Origin of the sequence: Niastella sp., assembly GCF_045805085.1 — a bacterium.
GTDB lineage: Bacteria > Bacteroidota > Bacteroidia > Chitinophagales > Chitinophagaceae > Niastella.
The window spans coordinates 22,150-38,085 of record NZ_JBJMLX010000254.1; the positions used below are offsets into that span (position 1 = coordinate 22,150).

Annotated in this window: 14 protein-coding genes; 8 read left to right on the plus strand and 6 right to left on the minus strand. The window is 44.4% G+C overall.

The features are described 5' to 3' along the window. Positions 1 to 3: 3 nt before the first annotated feature. The 3 genes from ACJ751_RS13235 to ACJ751_RS13245 all read right to left on the minus strand — a co-directional run bounded on the left by ACJ751_RS13235 (position 4) and on the right by ACJ751_RS13245 (position 2,238). On the minus strand, positions 4 to 1,215 hold the full coding sequence (locus ACJ751_RS13235; RefSeq protein ID WP_407745974.1) for a sialidase family protein: 1,212 nt from the start codon (positions 1,213 to 1,215) through the stop codon (positions 4 to 6). 92 nt (positions 1,216 to 1,307) lie between these two features. Next, the gene (locus ACJ751_RS13240; RefSeq protein WP_407745975.1) at positions 1,308 to 1,721 is read right to left on the minus strand and encodes a hypothetical protein; all 414 of its coding nucleotides are present in this window, start codon (positions 1,719 to 1,721) and stop codon (positions 1,308 to 1,310) included. 88 nt (positions 1,722 to 1,809) lie between these two features. Beyond that, positions 1,810 to 2,238: a response regulator gene (locus ACJ751_RS13245; protein ID WP_407745976.1), complete on the minus strand. Its 429-nt coding sequence runs from the start codon at positions 2,236 to 2,238 to the stop codon at positions 1,810 to 1,812. A 260-nt stretch (positions 2,239 to 2,498) separates the two neighbouring features. On the opposite strand from ACJ751_RS13245, the gene ACJ751_RS13250 reads away from it, so the two are divergent. Beyond that, entirely contained in the window at positions 2,499 to 2,690 is a 192-nt protein-coding gene (locus tag ACJ751_RS13250) for a hypothetical protein (protein ID WP_407745977.1), read from the plus strand. A 246-nt stretch (positions 2,691 to 2,936) separates the two neighbouring features. Further along, positions 2,937 to 3,341: a response regulator gene (locus ACJ751_RS13255; protein ID WP_407745978.1), complete on the plus strand. Its 405-nt coding sequence runs from the start codon at positions 2,937 to 2,939 to the stop codon at positions 3,339 to 3,341. An 80-nt stretch (positions 3,342 to 3,421) separates the two neighbouring features. Here ACJ751_RS13255 and ACJ751_RS13260 read toward each other — a convergent pair whose 3' ends face one another. Continuing rightward, entirely contained in the window at positions 3,422 to 3,613 is a 192-nt protein-coding gene (locus tag ACJ751_RS13260) for a hypothetical protein (protein ID WP_407745979.1), read from the minus strand. Between the two features lie 179 nt (positions 3,614 to 3,792). Continuing rightward, on the minus strand, positions 3,793 to 4,368 hold the full coding sequence (locus tag ACJ751_RS13265) for a hypothetical protein (protein ID WP_407745980.1): 576 nt from the start codon (positions 4,366 to 4,368) through the stop codon (positions 3,793 to 3,795). Positions 4,369 to 4,881: 513 nt separating this feature from the next. Here ACJ751_RS13265 and ACJ751_RS13270 point away from each other — a divergent pair. Continuing rightward, positions 4,882 to 5,265, plus strand: a complete 384-nt coding sequence (locus tag ACJ751_RS13270; protein ID WP_407745981.1) for a LytR/AlgR family response regulator transcription factor — start codon at positions 4,882 to 4,884, stop codon at positions 5,263 to 5,265. A gap of 29 nt (positions 5,266 to 5,294) precedes the next feature. Here the strand turns inward: ACJ751_RS13270 and ACJ751_RS13275 are convergent, their stop codons facing one another. Further along, positions 5,295 to 7,070: an ABC transporter ATP-binding protein gene (locus ACJ751_RS13275; RefSeq protein ID WP_407745982.1), complete on the minus strand. Its 1,776-nt coding sequence runs from the start codon at positions 7,068 to 7,070 to the stop codon at positions 5,295 to 5,297. Positions 7,071 to 7,248: 178 nt separating this feature from the next. Here ACJ751_RS13275 and ACJ751_RS13280 point away from each other — a divergent pair, with 178 nt between their 5' ends. The 5 genes from ACJ751_RS13280 (at position 7,249) to ACJ751_RS13300 (ending at position 15,836) form a co-directional block, all read left to right on the plus strand. Beyond that, entirely contained in the window at positions 7,249 to 8,274 is a 1,026-nt protein-coding gene (locus tag ACJ751_RS13280) for a T9SS type A sorting domain-containing protein (RefSeq protein WP_407745983.1), read from the plus strand. Between the two features lie 75 nt (positions 8,275 to 8,349). Beyond that, positions 8,350 to 9,324 (plus strand): magnesium/cobalt transporter CorA, encoded by a 975-nt coding sequence (gene corA / locus ACJ751_RS13285; RefSeq protein WP_407745984.1) that lies wholly within the window; start codon positions 8,350 to 8,352, stop codon positions 9,322 to 9,324. Between the two features lie 316 nt (positions 9,325 to 9,640). Next, positions 9,641 to 11,320 carry a DNRLRE domain-containing protein gene (locus ACJ751_RS13290; RefSeq protein ID WP_407745985.1) on the plus strand — a complete coding sequence of 560 codons (1,680 nt, stop codon included), beginning with the start codon at positions 9,641 to 9,643 and terminating at the stop codon, positions 11,318 to 11,320. A gap of 57 nt (positions 11,321 to 11,377) precedes the next feature. Further along, complete coding sequence (locus tag ACJ751_RS13295; protein ID WP_407745986.1) at positions 11,378 to 14,560, plus strand: PQQ-dependent sugar dehydrogenase; 3,183 nt, start codon at positions 11,378 to 11,380, stop codon at positions 14,558 to 14,560. Positions 14,561 to 15,326: 766 nt separating this feature from the next. Next, positions 15,327 to 15,836: a UpxY family transcription antiterminator gene (locus ACJ751_RS13300; protein ID WP_407745987.1), complete on the plus strand. Its 510-nt coding sequence runs from the start codon at positions 15,327 to 15,329 to the stop codon at positions 15,834 to 15,836. Positions 15,837 to 15,936: the final 100 nt, after the last annotated feature.

The following is a 15,936-nucleotide window of genomic DNA, read 5'->3' on the forward strand; positions in this document are numbered from 1 at the left end:
ATTTTAATTTATATCCACCAATTGATAGGTTACATAGGGTTGATCACCGCTATTCAGGGTATAGGCTACCATCGATTGATGATCATTTAATGATGACAATACCGGGAAACTGGCAGACGAGGTATCGGCGGTTAAAAAATTAAGTCCTTTGCTTTTCCCATCTATGTCCCGTACCTGGATGCCTATTTTTTTACTTACCTTATTGTTAACCACTTTCGATTCATCCCAAACAATCACCACCGTTCCATTAGACAACGAGGCCAGTTGGGGATGCGAACCTTGTGAACTTACACTGTCATGTTGAACGAAGGTCTTTCCATTATCAGTTGACCTGGTATAAAAACAACCTTTTATCTTTCCGCCCGTAAACCAGGAAAAGTGCAATCCATCGGCATTTTCCGTCATGGCCGGGCCGGTATGCGGGCAGCCATTCAGCACCCAGTTGTCATTGCTGATCCTTTCCGGCGCCGTAAAAGTTTTTCCTGCATCATAGGACGCCATATGCACCATATCGCGGATGCTGTCATTAATAATACCCCGGTACAACACATGCATACTTCCTTTTTTATCAACAAAGAGATCGGTACGGCAGCACTGGCAGCAGGGCTGACTGATCAACCGCGCATTTTCAAACCCATTCTTACCCTGAGTAGTTGCAAAAAACAGGGCTGATCCTTCTTTTGTGATTGTTTTCCGGTTATCGAGCCACACGATACCCGCTTCGCCATCAGGTAATAAAGCGATGTCGTAATATCGCTGGTCGTAACTGGCGGTATCACTAACAAGCGACTTAGGGGCCGTCCAGCTTTTCCCTTCATCAAACGACTGCACATAATACACCAATCCCGAATATTTGTTTCTGGGATTCGGATTAGCCGCCCCCCATAAAGCAATTATTTCATGTGAGGGTTTGAAGATGATCTTGGGCAGGTTTTCACCATGCGGTTGAATATTGCTGCTGGCGGGTATTACTACAGGCGCACCAAAGGTTTTTCCATCTTTACAAATGGCATAGCAAAATGCAGAAGTGCTGTCATTTATCATGCGCACCCAGCTAATGACGGTATTGCCATTTTCATCTTTGGTAAGGAATGGACATTGGCCGGGAATGGAATCGATTTGCACCGCCTGTCCGGGCGCAATTAATGGCTTTGCCGGAGTATTCATGCACCCGGTACAATATATAGCGAGGGTTACAATAATCAGGTATTTCATTTGCCTTTTTAAAGAGATTGGTAAAATTATAAACAGCAGGCGTTCGCCATCTCAGTATATCAACTGAATGGTCAATCCATTACTATAAAACCTTATACCTGTGGAGGGTGAAAGAAAGTAGTGAAGAACCCTGCGTAAATGGTTTCTTTTATCCGTGGATAGCTGATTGCGGTAAAGGTAAACGCCGGGGTAAGTTTTGCTTGCGGGTAGTCTGCACAAATGAGTTCGAATTTATTTTCAGCTTTGCGTTCCGGGTTGTCCTGGTCTTTCTTCTGCTCCTGCTTCATCACCTTCATCATGTGACATTTCCCATTACAATGCATTTGTGGTTTGTTCCTGTTTACACAAAGGTTTTGGGCGATGTAGCTGCGGTTAAGCTGGAAATCCAACACAATAAACAGCTTGCTGAAAGATTGTACCAGCAGTCCCAAAAACACTAATATAAGGGCAACATACTTCAAAGCGAGTGCAAAGATAGAAGCAAACAGGCGGTATTTTATGAGCAAAATCAATATTATCAGCCAAAACCGTTGATTTTAGATGATTTTGGCTGAAGACTATAAGATGCCCGTTGTATCAGGCGGAGAATGGCATTCAGATCTGTTGGCCGGGAGATGTTGGATTCCTCCAGTCAAGTGAAAAGAGGTGTTCCAGCTTCTTACGAAGTTCCCCGAGGTTAAATGGCTTTACCAGGAAAAATGTTGCGCCCAACTCCTTCCCTTCTTCAAGATGAACCGGGTCAAGGATGCCAGTAAAAATAACGATTGGGATCTGCGTGTAATGAGGAAGCTTCCGAATGCGGGCCAATGCCTCCTTACCGCTTATTTGCGGCATGCGCCAGTCTAGAATTACAATGTCAGGAACGGAATCTGCATCACCACTTGCCATCCGGGCAAGGGCCGAGTTTGCGTTCTTCTCATATATCAATTCTACACCTTTACAACACTCATTCAAAGCAGCTGTAAAAATATAATGTTCCTCATCGTCATCATCGATAAGTAATACCTTTTCAGGGAAATCCATGCTTATTTGGTCTTACAATGAAACAATACGGCCTAACCAAGGAATCATTCGCCATGCGATGGAACACTAAATTAAATATTACAGATTAAAAACAACTATGGACCGATAAAAATTTATCAATTATATCTATTTCAATGACTGTAAATTACAAACGGCACAGCTGATAGTCGGGATTGATTAATTGTAAGTGCAAACACTTAAGCTGCAACTTATAACATTAAATTGTTATTAAGTGGTTTACTTTTTGTGGTTTTTAAAATATGGCTCACAATTACCGGCAACTGGATTTGCAAACGTTAATTGACTTGCTGGCAGAGGAAACAGAAAAATATACCAAGGCATTTGTTAATGGCAGTTTAAAAGAAAGTGACCAGCACGGAGCAAATATTAATGCTCTTGTTGAGGAAATTAACATTCGAAAACGTGGAAATATAGTTAGTAATGCAGAGTAGGCTGATTTCAGAATGAGAAATTTTCTTTGCTGCTAATTACAGCTGTTCCGATGCCGTTTGCAAACAACAGCTCACAGTAGGATAAAAAAGTCAAACGAAAGGGGCGATAGCCCCTTTTTCTATGGATGTAGGCCTGCTTTAAATGGAATATGAATTGCATACGCTTTACAGTTTTATTCAGCGAATTTAAGCGGGACTTTATTTCTATAAAGACCCGCACTTATTTCAATACATATTTATCCATCTATGAAGGGAGGGATCCAACATATATGTCTGGCTGAAGATGATCCGGATGATTATTTTTTCTTTTCAGAGATCCTCCGGGAAATAAATGATGCAATTAAACTCACCTGGTTTCAGACTTGTGAAGATTTGCTTAAATTTTTAAAAGCAGGAAGTAATTTGCCATGCCTTATTGTGTTAGATATGAATATGCCTAAAATGGATGGCCAAACTTGTTTAATATCGATAAAAAGAGAACTGGAGCTTCATCATATCCCGGTCATTATTCTTTCTACAGCGGGGCATTCTACCACAATAAATACTGCTTACCAGGCTGGCGCTTTCAAATATTATCATAAACCCGGCTCCATCGAGGAATTTCGCAAAATTGTAAGTGAAATACTTTCCACTCCAATAACCCGGTTTTGATGTTGCTGCAAGAATAGACAATTATGTTTGAACGCTTTTCTTAGGTTGTATATTTGACATTTGATTGTGTAAATTTTTCCTCAGAGATTTATTTTTAATTCTTCCTTTTCTTTAATTGCAAGCGCATCATTAAGTGATTTGATCTGCTCTCTTATTTCTTCGAGATCACTTAATGCCGAGCCAAACTGTAATGCCAAGATAAATTTTCGCGTCTCATCAAGGATCATACTTCTCAATTCGACAGCTGACAACTCTGCAAACCGGGAATCCATACCACAACTTTCCGGTATAACAGCAATACTTATTCCCTATTCCCTGTAGACCAATGGTTGGGAAAAAACGGTCCCGACATAAGTCGGGACCGGGCAATCCGCCAAAGGCGGACAATATGTGCGTCGTTTAACTCAGCACTATGTTTTGAATGACCCGGGTAAAGGGACTCTTTGGAAAATTAAACAGTAGTCTCCATTGTGCCCTTATTACCTGGCAGGTCTTTCGCCGTGGCAAGAATGATACTACCGGTCAGCGCCGCATTGTTTTGTGTAGCTGTGTAGATCCATTCATCCCTGTGAAGCGGGTTCAGCATGGCATTGCCTTCTTCCACCAATACACCTGCGGCGGTTTTAATACTGACGGTAACTTCAATAACCCTGAAATCATCTATTGCAGTTATAACGATCGGGGAACCGGGTGTACCGTTATATTTTGCCGTATCGGTTTTCTTCACCACCGGTGCTTTCAGGAAGTCCCTGAAGGCGACGTTATAAGCAGTAACACCTGATTTTGCCTTTGCCTTCTTCTGATACTGAGCTTTGATCTTCGGATCAGCAATAGCACTTGTAGCATATCCAGATGCTGCAAGAAACTGCTCACGTACCTTTTCCTGTTGTTGCGTAGGCTTTGTCCTTTTATCGGTTGAAGGCATACGGGTTATGAACGTATTATCTCCGCGTTTACGGTAAACGAATTGTTTACCTACATTACCACTTGCACCGCGGACGAGCAAGTTGTCTTTGATCTTCGCCATATATAGAGTTTTTAGGCGTTTACGAATGTAGTTTAGAACCCAGTGTTAATGATCGCTGATGAAGAATACCATTCAAGTCGCTCCTCTCGTTTGGCATTAAGCGAAGCATCATCAGCAACGATTAACGACTCAAAAGTAAGATCAAAAATGACTGCATACAGGGAAATGGAAAGGGCTTTTCCGAAACATGGGACGGGCTTCGGAAAAACATGGGACGAATGACATGCACCATAGGCAATAGCCTTTTTTCAGTTAACGGCGTTCGCAAAAACCTGGGACGAACCATAGCAAAACCCGGGACGAATGACATAGTAAAGCAAAACACACCGTAAGTATGTTTAAAAAATGCCTAAACCATGTGTCAACCATGTGTGAAACATGTGTGCTTCATTAGAGAAGTACCCCATTTGACACATGGTTCACACATGGATGAGGCCAGGTTCACACATGGCATACAAATAGTATATTCGTTAATCAATTACTTATTAATCAATGAACCCATAACTGTGTACCATGTACAAAAAGACATTCTTTTTCAGGCAGGACAGGCAGCTAAAAAAAATAAACCCCGATGAGATCATTTACCTGGAGGCAGCAAAAAGTTATACCAAACTGTATACGGCAAACGAAACATACATTGCGCGTATAACATTGCTTGAAGCAATGAAATTGTTGCCGGAAAATAAATTTTTACGTGTGCACAGATCTTTTGCAGTATCAGCCGATCATATTGATGTAGTGAAAAGGGATGGTGTACAATTGGCAACCATACCGGTTGAGGTACCCGTATCAAGAATGTATTATGTAGCCTTTACGAAACAGTTTATCATTCTCGACTCGGCGGATATCGACACAGGAAAAAAAAGAATGATCAGTGCGCGGGAGAGAAGAAGTTAGGATATCAAAATGGCGTAAATTTTTCAGAACTAACCACCCATCCCCGTTTCCTGCTGATGCCGCCACAGTTCCTGGAAGGCAGGACTGTTATTTCGCAGATGCTCAAAATTGCCTTCGGCTACAATTCTGCCATGATGCAATACATAGATATAATCGAATTGCGTTAGCAAATGCAGCCGGTGCATGGAAGAAACAATGGCTTTATCTGCAAACGCACTGAACAGCTTTTCATAGATCATTGCTTCCGTTTTTGGGTCCACGCTGCTGGTGGGTTCATCTAACAGGATCACTTCGCTTTCCCGGGCGGCCAGTATACCCCGGGCCAATGCCAGGCGTTGCTTTTGTCCGCCGGATAAATTCACGCCCTTCTCCCTGATGTCGGATGCCAGCTTTTCGGGCAGTTGCATTACTACATCGGTGAAGTGCGCGCTTTCGCATACCTGCATGATCTCTTCTTCGGGAAAAGGCAATCCCAGCGTGATATTATAAGCAATGGTATTTTCAAAGATCTCTGGTTCCTGCGGAAACAGGGTCACCGATTCATTCAGGGAATCAATTTCAAATGGTGATCCATCTATCGATACTTTCACGCCCGTTTCTGCCATATACAAGCCACGCAGTATTGATAACAGGGTACTTTTACCGCTACCGCTCTCCCCTATCAGGGCAATTCTTTCGCCACGTCTGATGCGCAGGTTCAACTGGTGCAGGCTGCTCGGCGTATAGGCCTCGTTGTAGGTAGCGCGGTGTGAAAAGCTCAGTTGATTTATTTGTATTTCTTTCCAGTTAACAGGTAATTCCTTCGGTTCTTCGGGCCGGTGCTGTTGCGCATAGGCTTCACTTATATTGCTGGCGGTTTGAATGTAGGTGTTGAACTGCACCACCTCCGTATACTGCCAGGCAACATTCTGAAATACGCCGGTGAACTGGGTCACATATCCCAGTAAGGTAACCAGACCGGCAATATAAAAGGTTTGACCCGGTTGCCAGTTCTGGTATACAAAACCACCCACTACTATACAGTAAATAAGCGCCAGCAGCATATCCGCCACAAACCATTTCCATTCGTTGATAAGGGCATTTTTGCGAAAGGGCGCCAGGATCTGTTGTACTTTATGCAACAACCCCGATTCCATACTCTTTTCAAGCCGCAGGGTAATCACGGTCATGATGTTCGAAAGCGTATCGAACAAGGTAGAAGACACCACATGCTCCTTTTCATTTACCTGGTCGAGCGTTTTTATAAAGGGTTTATCAAACCTGCGGATCATTATAATATCGAGTATCCCCAGCAATACCGCAATGCCGCCAAACAACGGAGAGAAATACAACATGGCTATTACCGAGAAAAAGAATTTGGTGAGGGTGTACAGATACATGAACCCCTTATCGAAAAATTCGCGCAGCGCTTCATAGGCTTTTCGAATGCGGTTGATGGTAGCGCCGCTGTGATGGTCTTGGTGCCATTTGGCCGGCAGATGCAATACCTGGTGATATTTTTCCTGCAGGAAATTCCGGCTGAGATTAAAGGCCAGGTTACGCTCCATAATGCGCGCCGGCCCATGCAGGCTCCATTCAAAAAAACGGATGCAGAAATAACCCGCTACATACAGGAGCGTATAATGCCATACCCGTTGCGTATCGTGCTGGATCTTGTTCACAAACCAACCCAGCCAGATGGGGCCGAGCGCATTAATGAAATTAGCCAGGATGAACATCGCATATATTAAAATATATTTCTTTCGTTCCTGCCGGGCATAGGTCCAGGCCGTTCGCAATAGTGACAGGTAAGGATTTTTTGCCATCGATCAAAAATTAAAAAACAAAATTAATTCATTAATCCATTAACACACAGCAACAAGCTGTTGCTATTTTTTCCCAATGTTAAAATAATTTACAACTCCGCTAATAATCTGAATGCAACAGGTAAAATATTGTTGTTACTTCAGACTAACCTTCTTCTAACGAAAAAACGACTGCAATATGAAAAATACACACTCACCTGAGTTAATAACAGCACGTTATATTATTCGTGCACTATTCCTGATTACAACTTTATTTACTGCTACATCTGTCATGTATGCTCAACTGGGCAGTGGCTGGGTGCAATATTCACCCACAAAAAAAATTCACCTGGATAATGAAGACGGTCTGCAAATCTATAATTGGACAGCCTCTAAATCTGTTTGCAGTCCCGTTTGTGCCGACTACAGTTACGCCAGCAGTACGGAAACCGAGACTTTTCGCCTGCTCGACAACCGGTCTAACCGGTCCGAAATCAGGTTGCAGAACGATTATTCCACCGGAAGCCGCCAGTTTGAAGGCTATGTTACATTTTATTCGCCTTTGAATGACGAAAGCCTGATGCAGATATTCGGAAGTACAGATGGGGCCACTCAACTGATGATACGTGGATATGCAGCCAGTGGTGGATCGATACGGGGCGCAGGACAAACACTGGCCACCGGGGTTTATGGAAAAGAAGTGCGTGTAAACGTCATCCACCTGCAGGAGAATGTGGGCAATAAGATCATTGTCTATATCAATGGGGTGAAAAAGGCTGAGATCGCCGATAATGAGTCAGTTAGTAATTACCATAAATACGGTAATTATGGCACCCTTACAACCGATGAAGCTGTTGTAAAATGGAGAAGGGTTCGTTCTTTCAGAGATGGCACCGCACCTTCCTCGGCAGCAGTTACCGCCAAAGAAGCTACCAGAGCCGATGAAACTGTCCTCAACGCAAATAATATCAGGATATATCCCAATCCTGTGGCTGGTAAACAGGCTACTATCCGGTACAGGTTATTAAAACCTGCCCAGGTACATATTGCCATGTACAACATCACCGGACAAATTGAAGAAGTAATCAATGCCCACCAACAGGCTGGTGAACAAACCGTTTACTGGAACACCAGTCACAAACCCGCCGGAGTATATGTTGCAAAAGTTACAATAGGAACCGAAACAAAGCAGGTGAAAGTAATGATAGATAACAGCAGGCAGTAGGATCACATTGACATTTACCGGTTATTTACGAACTTTCAGGTACATATATTATTGCCACATTCAAAATATGTGTATATGAAAGAGATTGTCAACTGCGCAGCCTACTCGGTTGGTCACAAACGGGTAGATATTGGCCTGGATAAAATTCATGAAGTGCTGAAAGATCCCAGCCAGTTTGTATGGATAGGATTGTATGAACCTTCAGAAGAAATTCTGGAGCGGGTACAAAATGAATTCGGGTTGCATGATCTGGCCGTTGAAGATGCGCACCGGGCACACCAACGCCCCAAAATGGAATTATACGGCGACTCGCTTTTTATTGTACTCAGAACTGTACAAATGGTCAGGGATTGCCATATACAATTTGGGGAAACACATTTTTTTGTAGGAACAAACTTCATTGTGGTGGTGCGGCATGGATCCTCTGTAGCTTATACTGATGTAAGGACCCGCTGTGAGGCCATGCCCGAATTACTGAGCAAAGGCCAGGGATTTGTTTTATATGCCATTATGGACTTTATAGTAGATATGTATTTTCCTGTAGTAGAGCAGCTGGAAGATGCCCTGGAGGCTATCGAAGACAAGGTGTTTAAGGAAAACCCAAGCCGGGAAACTACAGAACAAATATATCAGTTAAAGAAAGACCTGCTGGAAGTGAAACGGGCGGTGTCGCCCTTCATAGACATTTGTAACCGCCTGATGCGATTTGATATTAAATATATTTCACCGGAAACGCAGCCTTATTTCCGCGACATTTACGACCATGCCCTGCGGATCAATGAGATCGTAGACAACACCAGGGAATTGCTGAATACCGCCTTGGATGCAAATTTTTCTTTGATCTCCATTTCTCAAAATGATACGTCAAGAAAGATCGCCGCCTGGGCTGCTATTTTTGCGGTACCCACCATGGTAGCAGGGTATTATGGAATGAATTTCAGAGTTATGCCTGAATTGCAATGGACCTACGGTTATCCGGTGGTGGTGGCTGCTACCCTCTGCATTTGTTGTATCCTCTATTATTTATTCCGGCGATCCGGATGGCTGTAGTTGCCCGTTACCGTTACTATGTTACTTTTGCTAAAATAGTTTATCATTCGGCTAATTACAGGCAAACAGCTGGCAAAAGAATGTAGTTACTTCATAGTAGCCTTCTTCTAACAAAAACGACTGCATATGAAAAATATACACTCACCAGAGTATATCTGTAGGATATATTCATCTTCCTAGTATTACCACTATACTCACTTTACTGGTTTTTCCCTACACGCCCCTTACATCCTACCCACTTATCGTAGATGCCAAACAGATCATATGTATCTGTTTGTGAATATTTATTTTTTTACACTTAAAACACCTTATCAAAATGAAACTTTTACATTTTGAACGGTTTGCTATGACCGTTACTTTTTTACTCCTGCTTGTTTTCAGCTCCCCATTACATGCACAGGTTACTTTAAGCGCTACCGGTTCCGGTTCCGCTTATGACGTAATAGCTTCAAAAAATTTCGGGAATGAAAATCCTGACTGCAAACACCCTTCTTTTGGTCCGCACGTTACCCAGGTGTTTGATAATACGCTTAATAAATATGTATTTGTATTTCACAGTCATGCTACTGCCGATGACGACCGCTGTACCAATGAAGACCGCACCCGGATGGAAATAAAAGGAGGTGATGGCTCCAATCCTGAGATGCAGCATACGCAGGGACAAACGGCGTACTATCGCTGGAAGTTTAAACTGGACGCCGGTTTTATTCCTTCCAGCCGGTTCACCCATATATTCCAGATCAAGGCGATCGATGGTGATGCCGGTGCGCCGTTGATAACAATTACGCCAAGAGCAGGTAACCCGCAAAAGATCCAGATCATTCACAGCTCGGGTGAAGGGAGCGGCAGCCTGGGCACTGTTAAAGAAGCCGACCTCGCTCCTTTTAAAGGCAATTGGGTGGAAGCTTATGTAAAATACAAAAGCGGTGATGGCAGCGCAGGAACGTTTGAGATCACTTTAACCCGCGTGAGCGATGGCGCTGTGTTGCTTTCTTATAGCAACAACAGCCTCGATATGTGGCGCGAAGGCGCTTCCTACAACAGGCCCAAATGGGGTGTTTACCGCGGTAAAGATGATGTGTTGCGCGACGAGCAGGTGCGGTTCAATGATTTTTGTATTTCAGAAAGCAGCGCCAGCCTTTGTCCCAGCAGCATTGGAAGCAATCCCGGCAATCCCGGATCAGTTAACCTTTCGGCGCAACAGGATGCTTATGTACGGGATGGATCCAATGCCGGCACTGCGTATGGTTCAACAGATGCTTCCGAATTAGTTACTAAAGTAGCGCCCGCCGGCCAAACCGGTAATAATCGCGAAGCCTATCTCACTTTTGATCTGTCTTCTGTAACCGGTACTGTTACCGGCGCTACCTTAAAAGTAAACGGACATACACAGGATAGCAGGGACGCTAATATAGTAGTGGGCGCCTATGCGGTTTCCGGCACCAGTTGGACGGAAGCTGCCCTTACCTGGAATAATAAACCGGCGTCGGCGGCAACTGCCCTGGGCACCGCTACCGTTACCGATGCTACTGCCCGGTATTACAACTGGAATATCACCAGCTATATTCAAAGCGAAATAGCAGCAGGGCATACAAAGGTCTCATTTGCGCTGAAAGATCAGCAGGAAACCCAGGGGCAGTTAATATGGAATTCAAAAGAAACCGGCAGCAATGCGCCACAATTAAGTATTACCACCTCTTCGGCACGCCAGGAAACGACCGCCACCATACCGGCCACTTTAACCAGCAGATTGACCAGTTTTCCCAATCCGTTCAGGGATAACAGCACTATCAGTTTTACCCTCGACAAACCGGCACATACCAACCTGGCGGTGTATGATATTACCGGTAAGCAGGTGGCCGTACTGGTAAATAGCATGTTGCAGGCCGGTAGTCACAAAGCCCAGTTTAATGCCAACCAATTACCATCGGGCGTATACACGATAAAGTTGCTGTATAATGGTAAGACCATTATCCGAAAACTATTGAAAGAATAAAACCCGGGAAAAAGATGCCTTAAAGAATAACTTACCTATAAACCATTTATCCATCACATGAGAAAAGCAAACATCCTCAAAGCATGGCCGGCACTATTAAGTTGGTGCATGGCATTATTGATATTGTTGTCCCAGGCACAGGGGCAAACCCTGCCGGCCAATTTTCAACGTGTGCAGGTAACTGCCTCTTTAAGTAACCCTACAGCCATGGCGTTCACGCCCGATGGCCGTATTCTTATTTGCCAGCAAAGCGGCCAGTTACGGGTTGTAAAAAATGGCAGTCTCTTATCTACCCCTGCCATCACGCTTTCAGTAAACAGCAGCGGCGAGCGGGGATTGATTGGCCTGGCCGTTGATCCCAATTTTGCTACCAATAACTACATTTACCTGTATTATACCCATACCTCGGGGCCGCATAACCGAGTAAGCCGTTTTACCATGACGGGCGATGTAGCAGGCGGTGAAACGCCTATTCTCGATTTGCCTGCACTCAACGCCATTTATCACAATGGCGGCGGTATGACATTTGGCAACGATGGTAAATTATATGTTGCCGTGGGCGAAAACCAGGTAGGCTCGAATGCCCAAAACCTGGACAGCTACCTGGGTAAATTGCTGCGGATAAATTCCGACGGAACCGTACCGGCAGGCAATCCTTTCACCGGCGGTGCTGCCCGCAGCAGGGTGTGGGCCTATGGCTTAAGAAATCCGTTTACCATTTCAAGTGACCCGGTAAGCGGAAAGCTATTTGTAGACGATGTAGGCAATGCTACCTGGGAAGAGATCGATGACGCTACAACAGGCGGACGAAATTTCGGCTGGCCCGATAAGGAAGGCATGTGTACCAGTGGATGCACGGGTTACACCAATCCCATTTATGTGTACGCCACCAACAGGGACGATCCGCCGCCCACCGGGCAGGGTTGCGCGCTTAATGGCGGCACCTTCTTCACTGGGGCAATCAGTAATTATCCATCCACTTATAACGGGCGCTATTTCTTCCTGGATTATTGCGGTTCCTGGATCGATAATATCAATCCTTCGGTAGCCTCTCCCACCCGCAGTGGCTTTGGCAGCAACCTGGGCGGCAGTCTGGTATATATAAAACAGGGCACCGATGGCAACCTGTATTTTTTAAGCAGGGATAACAGCGCCCTGTACAGAATTATTTATACCGGTACGCAGGCGCCGGTAATTACCACGCAGCCGCAAAGTATTACTATATCGCAGGGTAATACGGCTACGTTCAGCGTTACCGCTACAGGTAATCCGGCCCCTACGTATCAGTGGCGAAAGAATGGAACTATTATCTCAGGCGCTACATCGGCTACCTACACCATTACCAATGTACAACCTTCACATGCGGGCACATACAGCGTGGTGGTGAGCAACAACTCCGGTTCGGTAACCAGTAACAATGCAACGTTAACAGTAACAGCGCCCAACACGGCGCCGGTTGCCACCATAACCAGTCCGGTAAACGGTGCGCCATTCAGAGCAGGCACCGTAGTTAGCTTTAGCGGTACTGCTACCGATTCGGAAGATGGCGCTTTACCAGCCAGCGCTTTTGAATGGTGGGTTGATTTCCATCATGCCAATCATATTCACCCGGGGCCTGATATTGCCGATGGTGCTGCCAACGGTTCATTCCCCATCTCGGCCGAAGGACATACCGAAACCAACATCTGGTACCGGTTGTATTTAGTAGTGCACGATTCCCAGGGAGCTACCGATACTACCTATGTAGAAATATTCCCGGTACTTTCCACATTAAACCTGCACAGTGTACCATCAGGTTTACAGATCCGGCTGGACGATATACCGGCCACTACGCCGTATACCACGCCTGCATTGAGCGGCATGGTACGACCCATGGAAGCCATATCGCCGCAAACGGTAAATGGCACTACGTACTTGTTTGATCATTGGGAGCATGGCGGCGCTGCTTCGCAAAACATTACGATCACAGACAGCAACGCTACGTATACCGCCTACTTCAAGTTGGCGCCAACTGCCATAACCTTCACACCTGTACACGATGCGTATGTGCGCGATGGCACCAATGCCGGTACTACATTCGGAACAACCGATTCAACATTGCTTATAACCAAGGTATCGCCGAGCGGACAACTGAACAATGCCCGCGAGTCGTATCTGTTATTCGATCTTACCAACCTGACCGGTGATGCCGCTTCTGTAGTGTTAAAGGTGTTTGGCAAAGTAGATCTTACTACGGTACCTTCTGTGCCGGTAGGCGTATTCTCCGTAGCCAATACTACGTGGACGGAAAACACCATTACCTGGAACAACAAGCCTGCTACTTCCGTTGCAACGCTCGCCTCTACCACAGTAACCAATGCTGCGGCTACCTATTATACCTGGGATGTGACCAATTATGTAAAAGCCGAGTTGGCCGCAGGCCGCAAAAAAGTAGCTTTTGCGTTGAAGAGTGAACTGGCCCATGATCCGCGCATCTTGTGGAACTCCAGTGAAGCAGGTACTAATCCGCCGCAGTTATCAGTTATTACAGATGGCAGTAATCCACCTGCATGCCAACCAGTGACTGCCAGCGCCGACGATGGCAATGTTCCAGCCAATGTGCTTGACAATAACCTCAACACCCGCTGGTCGGCCAATGGCGACGAGCAATGGATACAGTTTTGCCTGAACAATGAAGCTACTGTCACCGGTGTGCAGATCGCCTTTTACCAGGGCAATACCCGTTCTTCTTCTTTTGATATTTTAACTGGCAGCGATGGCAACAACTGGACCACCGCGGCTTCGGGCCTGGTAAGCAGCGGCACATCGTTGAACCTGCAAACATTCACCTTTACGCCGCGCACAGCGAAATATGTTCGCATTGTTGGGCATGGCAATAGTGTAAATGCCTGGAACAGTTATACCGAGGTAAAAATACAAACCAGCTCAGGCGCTAATAGAACCATAACCGGGTCGCCGGCAAAACCGGCTGTTGCTAACCTCATGAAAGTAGCATTGGACTGCTATCCTAATCCATTCAGCGGAAGCAGTACTATTAGTTTTTCTTTGCCAGCAGCTGGTCCTGCTCAATTAACAGTGTATGATATCACAGGCAAACAGGTTGCGGTGTTGGTGAATAGCTGGTTGCAGGCGGGTAACCACCAAACAACCTTTGCTTCACATTCCATACCGCCAGGCACTTACCTCTTGAAGATGGTGTATAACGGTAAAATAGTAACAAAGAAATTATTGAAAAAGTAGCGTTGATGACAATGGCCCTACTTGCGTCTTCGCTAAAGCTTCAACGACACGCGAACGGCGGACAATGCAACAGGCAAAAGGCTGATATAAATCAGTCTTTTGCCTGTTCTTTTTTACATTCATTTGATTCAGTGTATAAAATAAGTAGCTTAATGTTTCTGCGACGACAAGTCACAAAAATTGTCAAATTAAACTTGATTTTTTTTGCTGGAGTATTGAATAAATACCATTAAATTTACTTTAAGATTAAAGAAAGGGATTCACAATTATTGATCCCAGACATAAAAGCGGTCTTGATTTCTAGCCTTCCTGCGTATTGATCTATCTTCTATCCAACATCCGCATTTCGTACTAATATTTCCCTTACCCGCTATTGATCCAAATATCCATTATCGCAAACTAATACATAAGTGTAATTTATCAATTCCCGGCATGGGAATATGATTGGCGAAGCCTTTTTTTCACTCTTAACTATAGAGTGACGTTATAAGTGCATCTACTGTTCTTCCAATATATCTGTATTAATTAAATATCCTGCGCTCTGTACCATTCCATTCCGTGTCCATTATCCAATACACGCTTTTCACATATTCGATGCCGTAATAGCATCATTTACCATTCCTTGTAAAAAGGAATAAAAATAACTATATCTATATCCCAGGTAGCAATGGGATCAAGATAGGCGAAGCCTTATGTATGACCGAAAGAGCCCCGATAAAACGTTATAAGTATTTATAGCGTACAACCTTCACAAAATTATTACTTTATGGAACCGGCAAAGAATTGGTATGCTGTATATACACATGCCAGATGGGAAAAAAAGGTCGCTGATCTTTTGACGCGAAAAAAAATTGAGAACTATTGTCCGCTTAACCGGGTAGAGCGGCAATGGAGCGATCGAAAAAAAATTATCCACGAGCCCCTATTCACCTGCTATGTATTTGTAAGGTTAACTAATAAAGAACGAATACCTGTACTGCAAACTGAAGGCGTGCTCAATTACGTAAGCTGTATGGGCAAACCCGCTGTGATCCGGGACTCAGAAATTGACCTCATCAAAAACTTCCTTATCGACCACATCAATGTACGGCTTGAAAAATTTGACGTAAGCATTAACGATACCATACGCGTAAAGTATGGGATATTTATTGAACAGGAAGGTAAAGTGATTGAAGTGCTTGATAAAACGGTAAGGGTGTTATTACCTTCCTTAGGGTATATAATGGTAGCCGAACTACCAAAATCACACATTGAAGTAGTTAAAAGTAAACGCTGAATAATCACTCTATTCTTTCCTCGTTGACATCATATTTTTTCACTTCAATAATTTTTACCGTGAACTCGGAGTATCTACAATAAGAAAACAGGGTTACTCA

Coding starts and splice junctions, on each gene's coding strand:
- ACJ751_RS13235 (WP_407745974.1), bottom strand. CDS start 1,215: ATGAAATACCTGATTATTGTAACCCTCGCTATATATTGTACCGGGTGC.
- ACJ751_RS13245 (WP_407745976.1), bottom strand. CDS start 2,238: ATGGATTTCCCTGAAAAGGTATTACTTATCGATGATGACGATGAGGAA.
- ACJ751_RS13250 (WP_407745977.1), top strand. CDS start 2,499: ATGGCTCACAATTACCGGCAACTGGATTTGCAAACGTTAATTGACTTG.
- ACJ751_RS13255 (WP_407745978.1), top strand. CDS start 2,937: ATGAAGGGAGGGATCCAACATATATGTCTGGCTGAAGATGATCCGGAT.
- ACJ751_RS13260 (WP_407745979.1), bottom strand. CDS start 3,613: ATGGATTCCCGGTTTGCAGAGTTGTCAGCTGTCGAATTGAGAAGTATG.
- ACJ751_RS13265 (WP_407745980.1), bottom strand. CDS start 4,368: ATGGCGAAGATCAAAGACAACTTGCTCGTCCGCGGTGCAAGTGGTAAT.
- ACJ751_RS13270 (WP_407745981.1), top strand. CDS start 4,882: ATGTACAAAAAGACATTCTTTTTCAGGCAGGACAGGCAGCTAAAAAAA.
- ACJ751_RS13275 (WP_407745982.1), bottom strand. CDS start 7,070: ATGGCAAAAAATCCTTACCTGTCACTATTGCGAACGGCCTGGACCTAT.
- ACJ751_RS13280 (WP_407745983.1), top strand. CDS start 7,249: ATGAAAAATACACACTCACCTGAGTTAATAACAGCACGTTATATTATT.
- corA (WP_407745984.1), top strand. CDS start 8,350: ATGAAAGAGATTGTCAACTGCGCAGCCTACTCGGTTGGTCACAAACGG.
- ACJ751_RS13290 (WP_407745985.1), top strand. CDS start 9,641: ATGAAACTTTTACATTTTGAACGGTTTGCTATGACCGTTACTTTTTTA.
- ACJ751_RS13295 (WP_407745986.1), top strand. CDS start 11,378: ATGAGAAAAGCAAACATCCTCAAAGCATGGCCGGCACTATTAAGTTGG.
- ACJ751_RS13300 (WP_407745987.1), top strand. CDS start 15,327: ATGGAACCGGCAAAGAATTGGTATGCTGTATATACACATGCCAGATGG.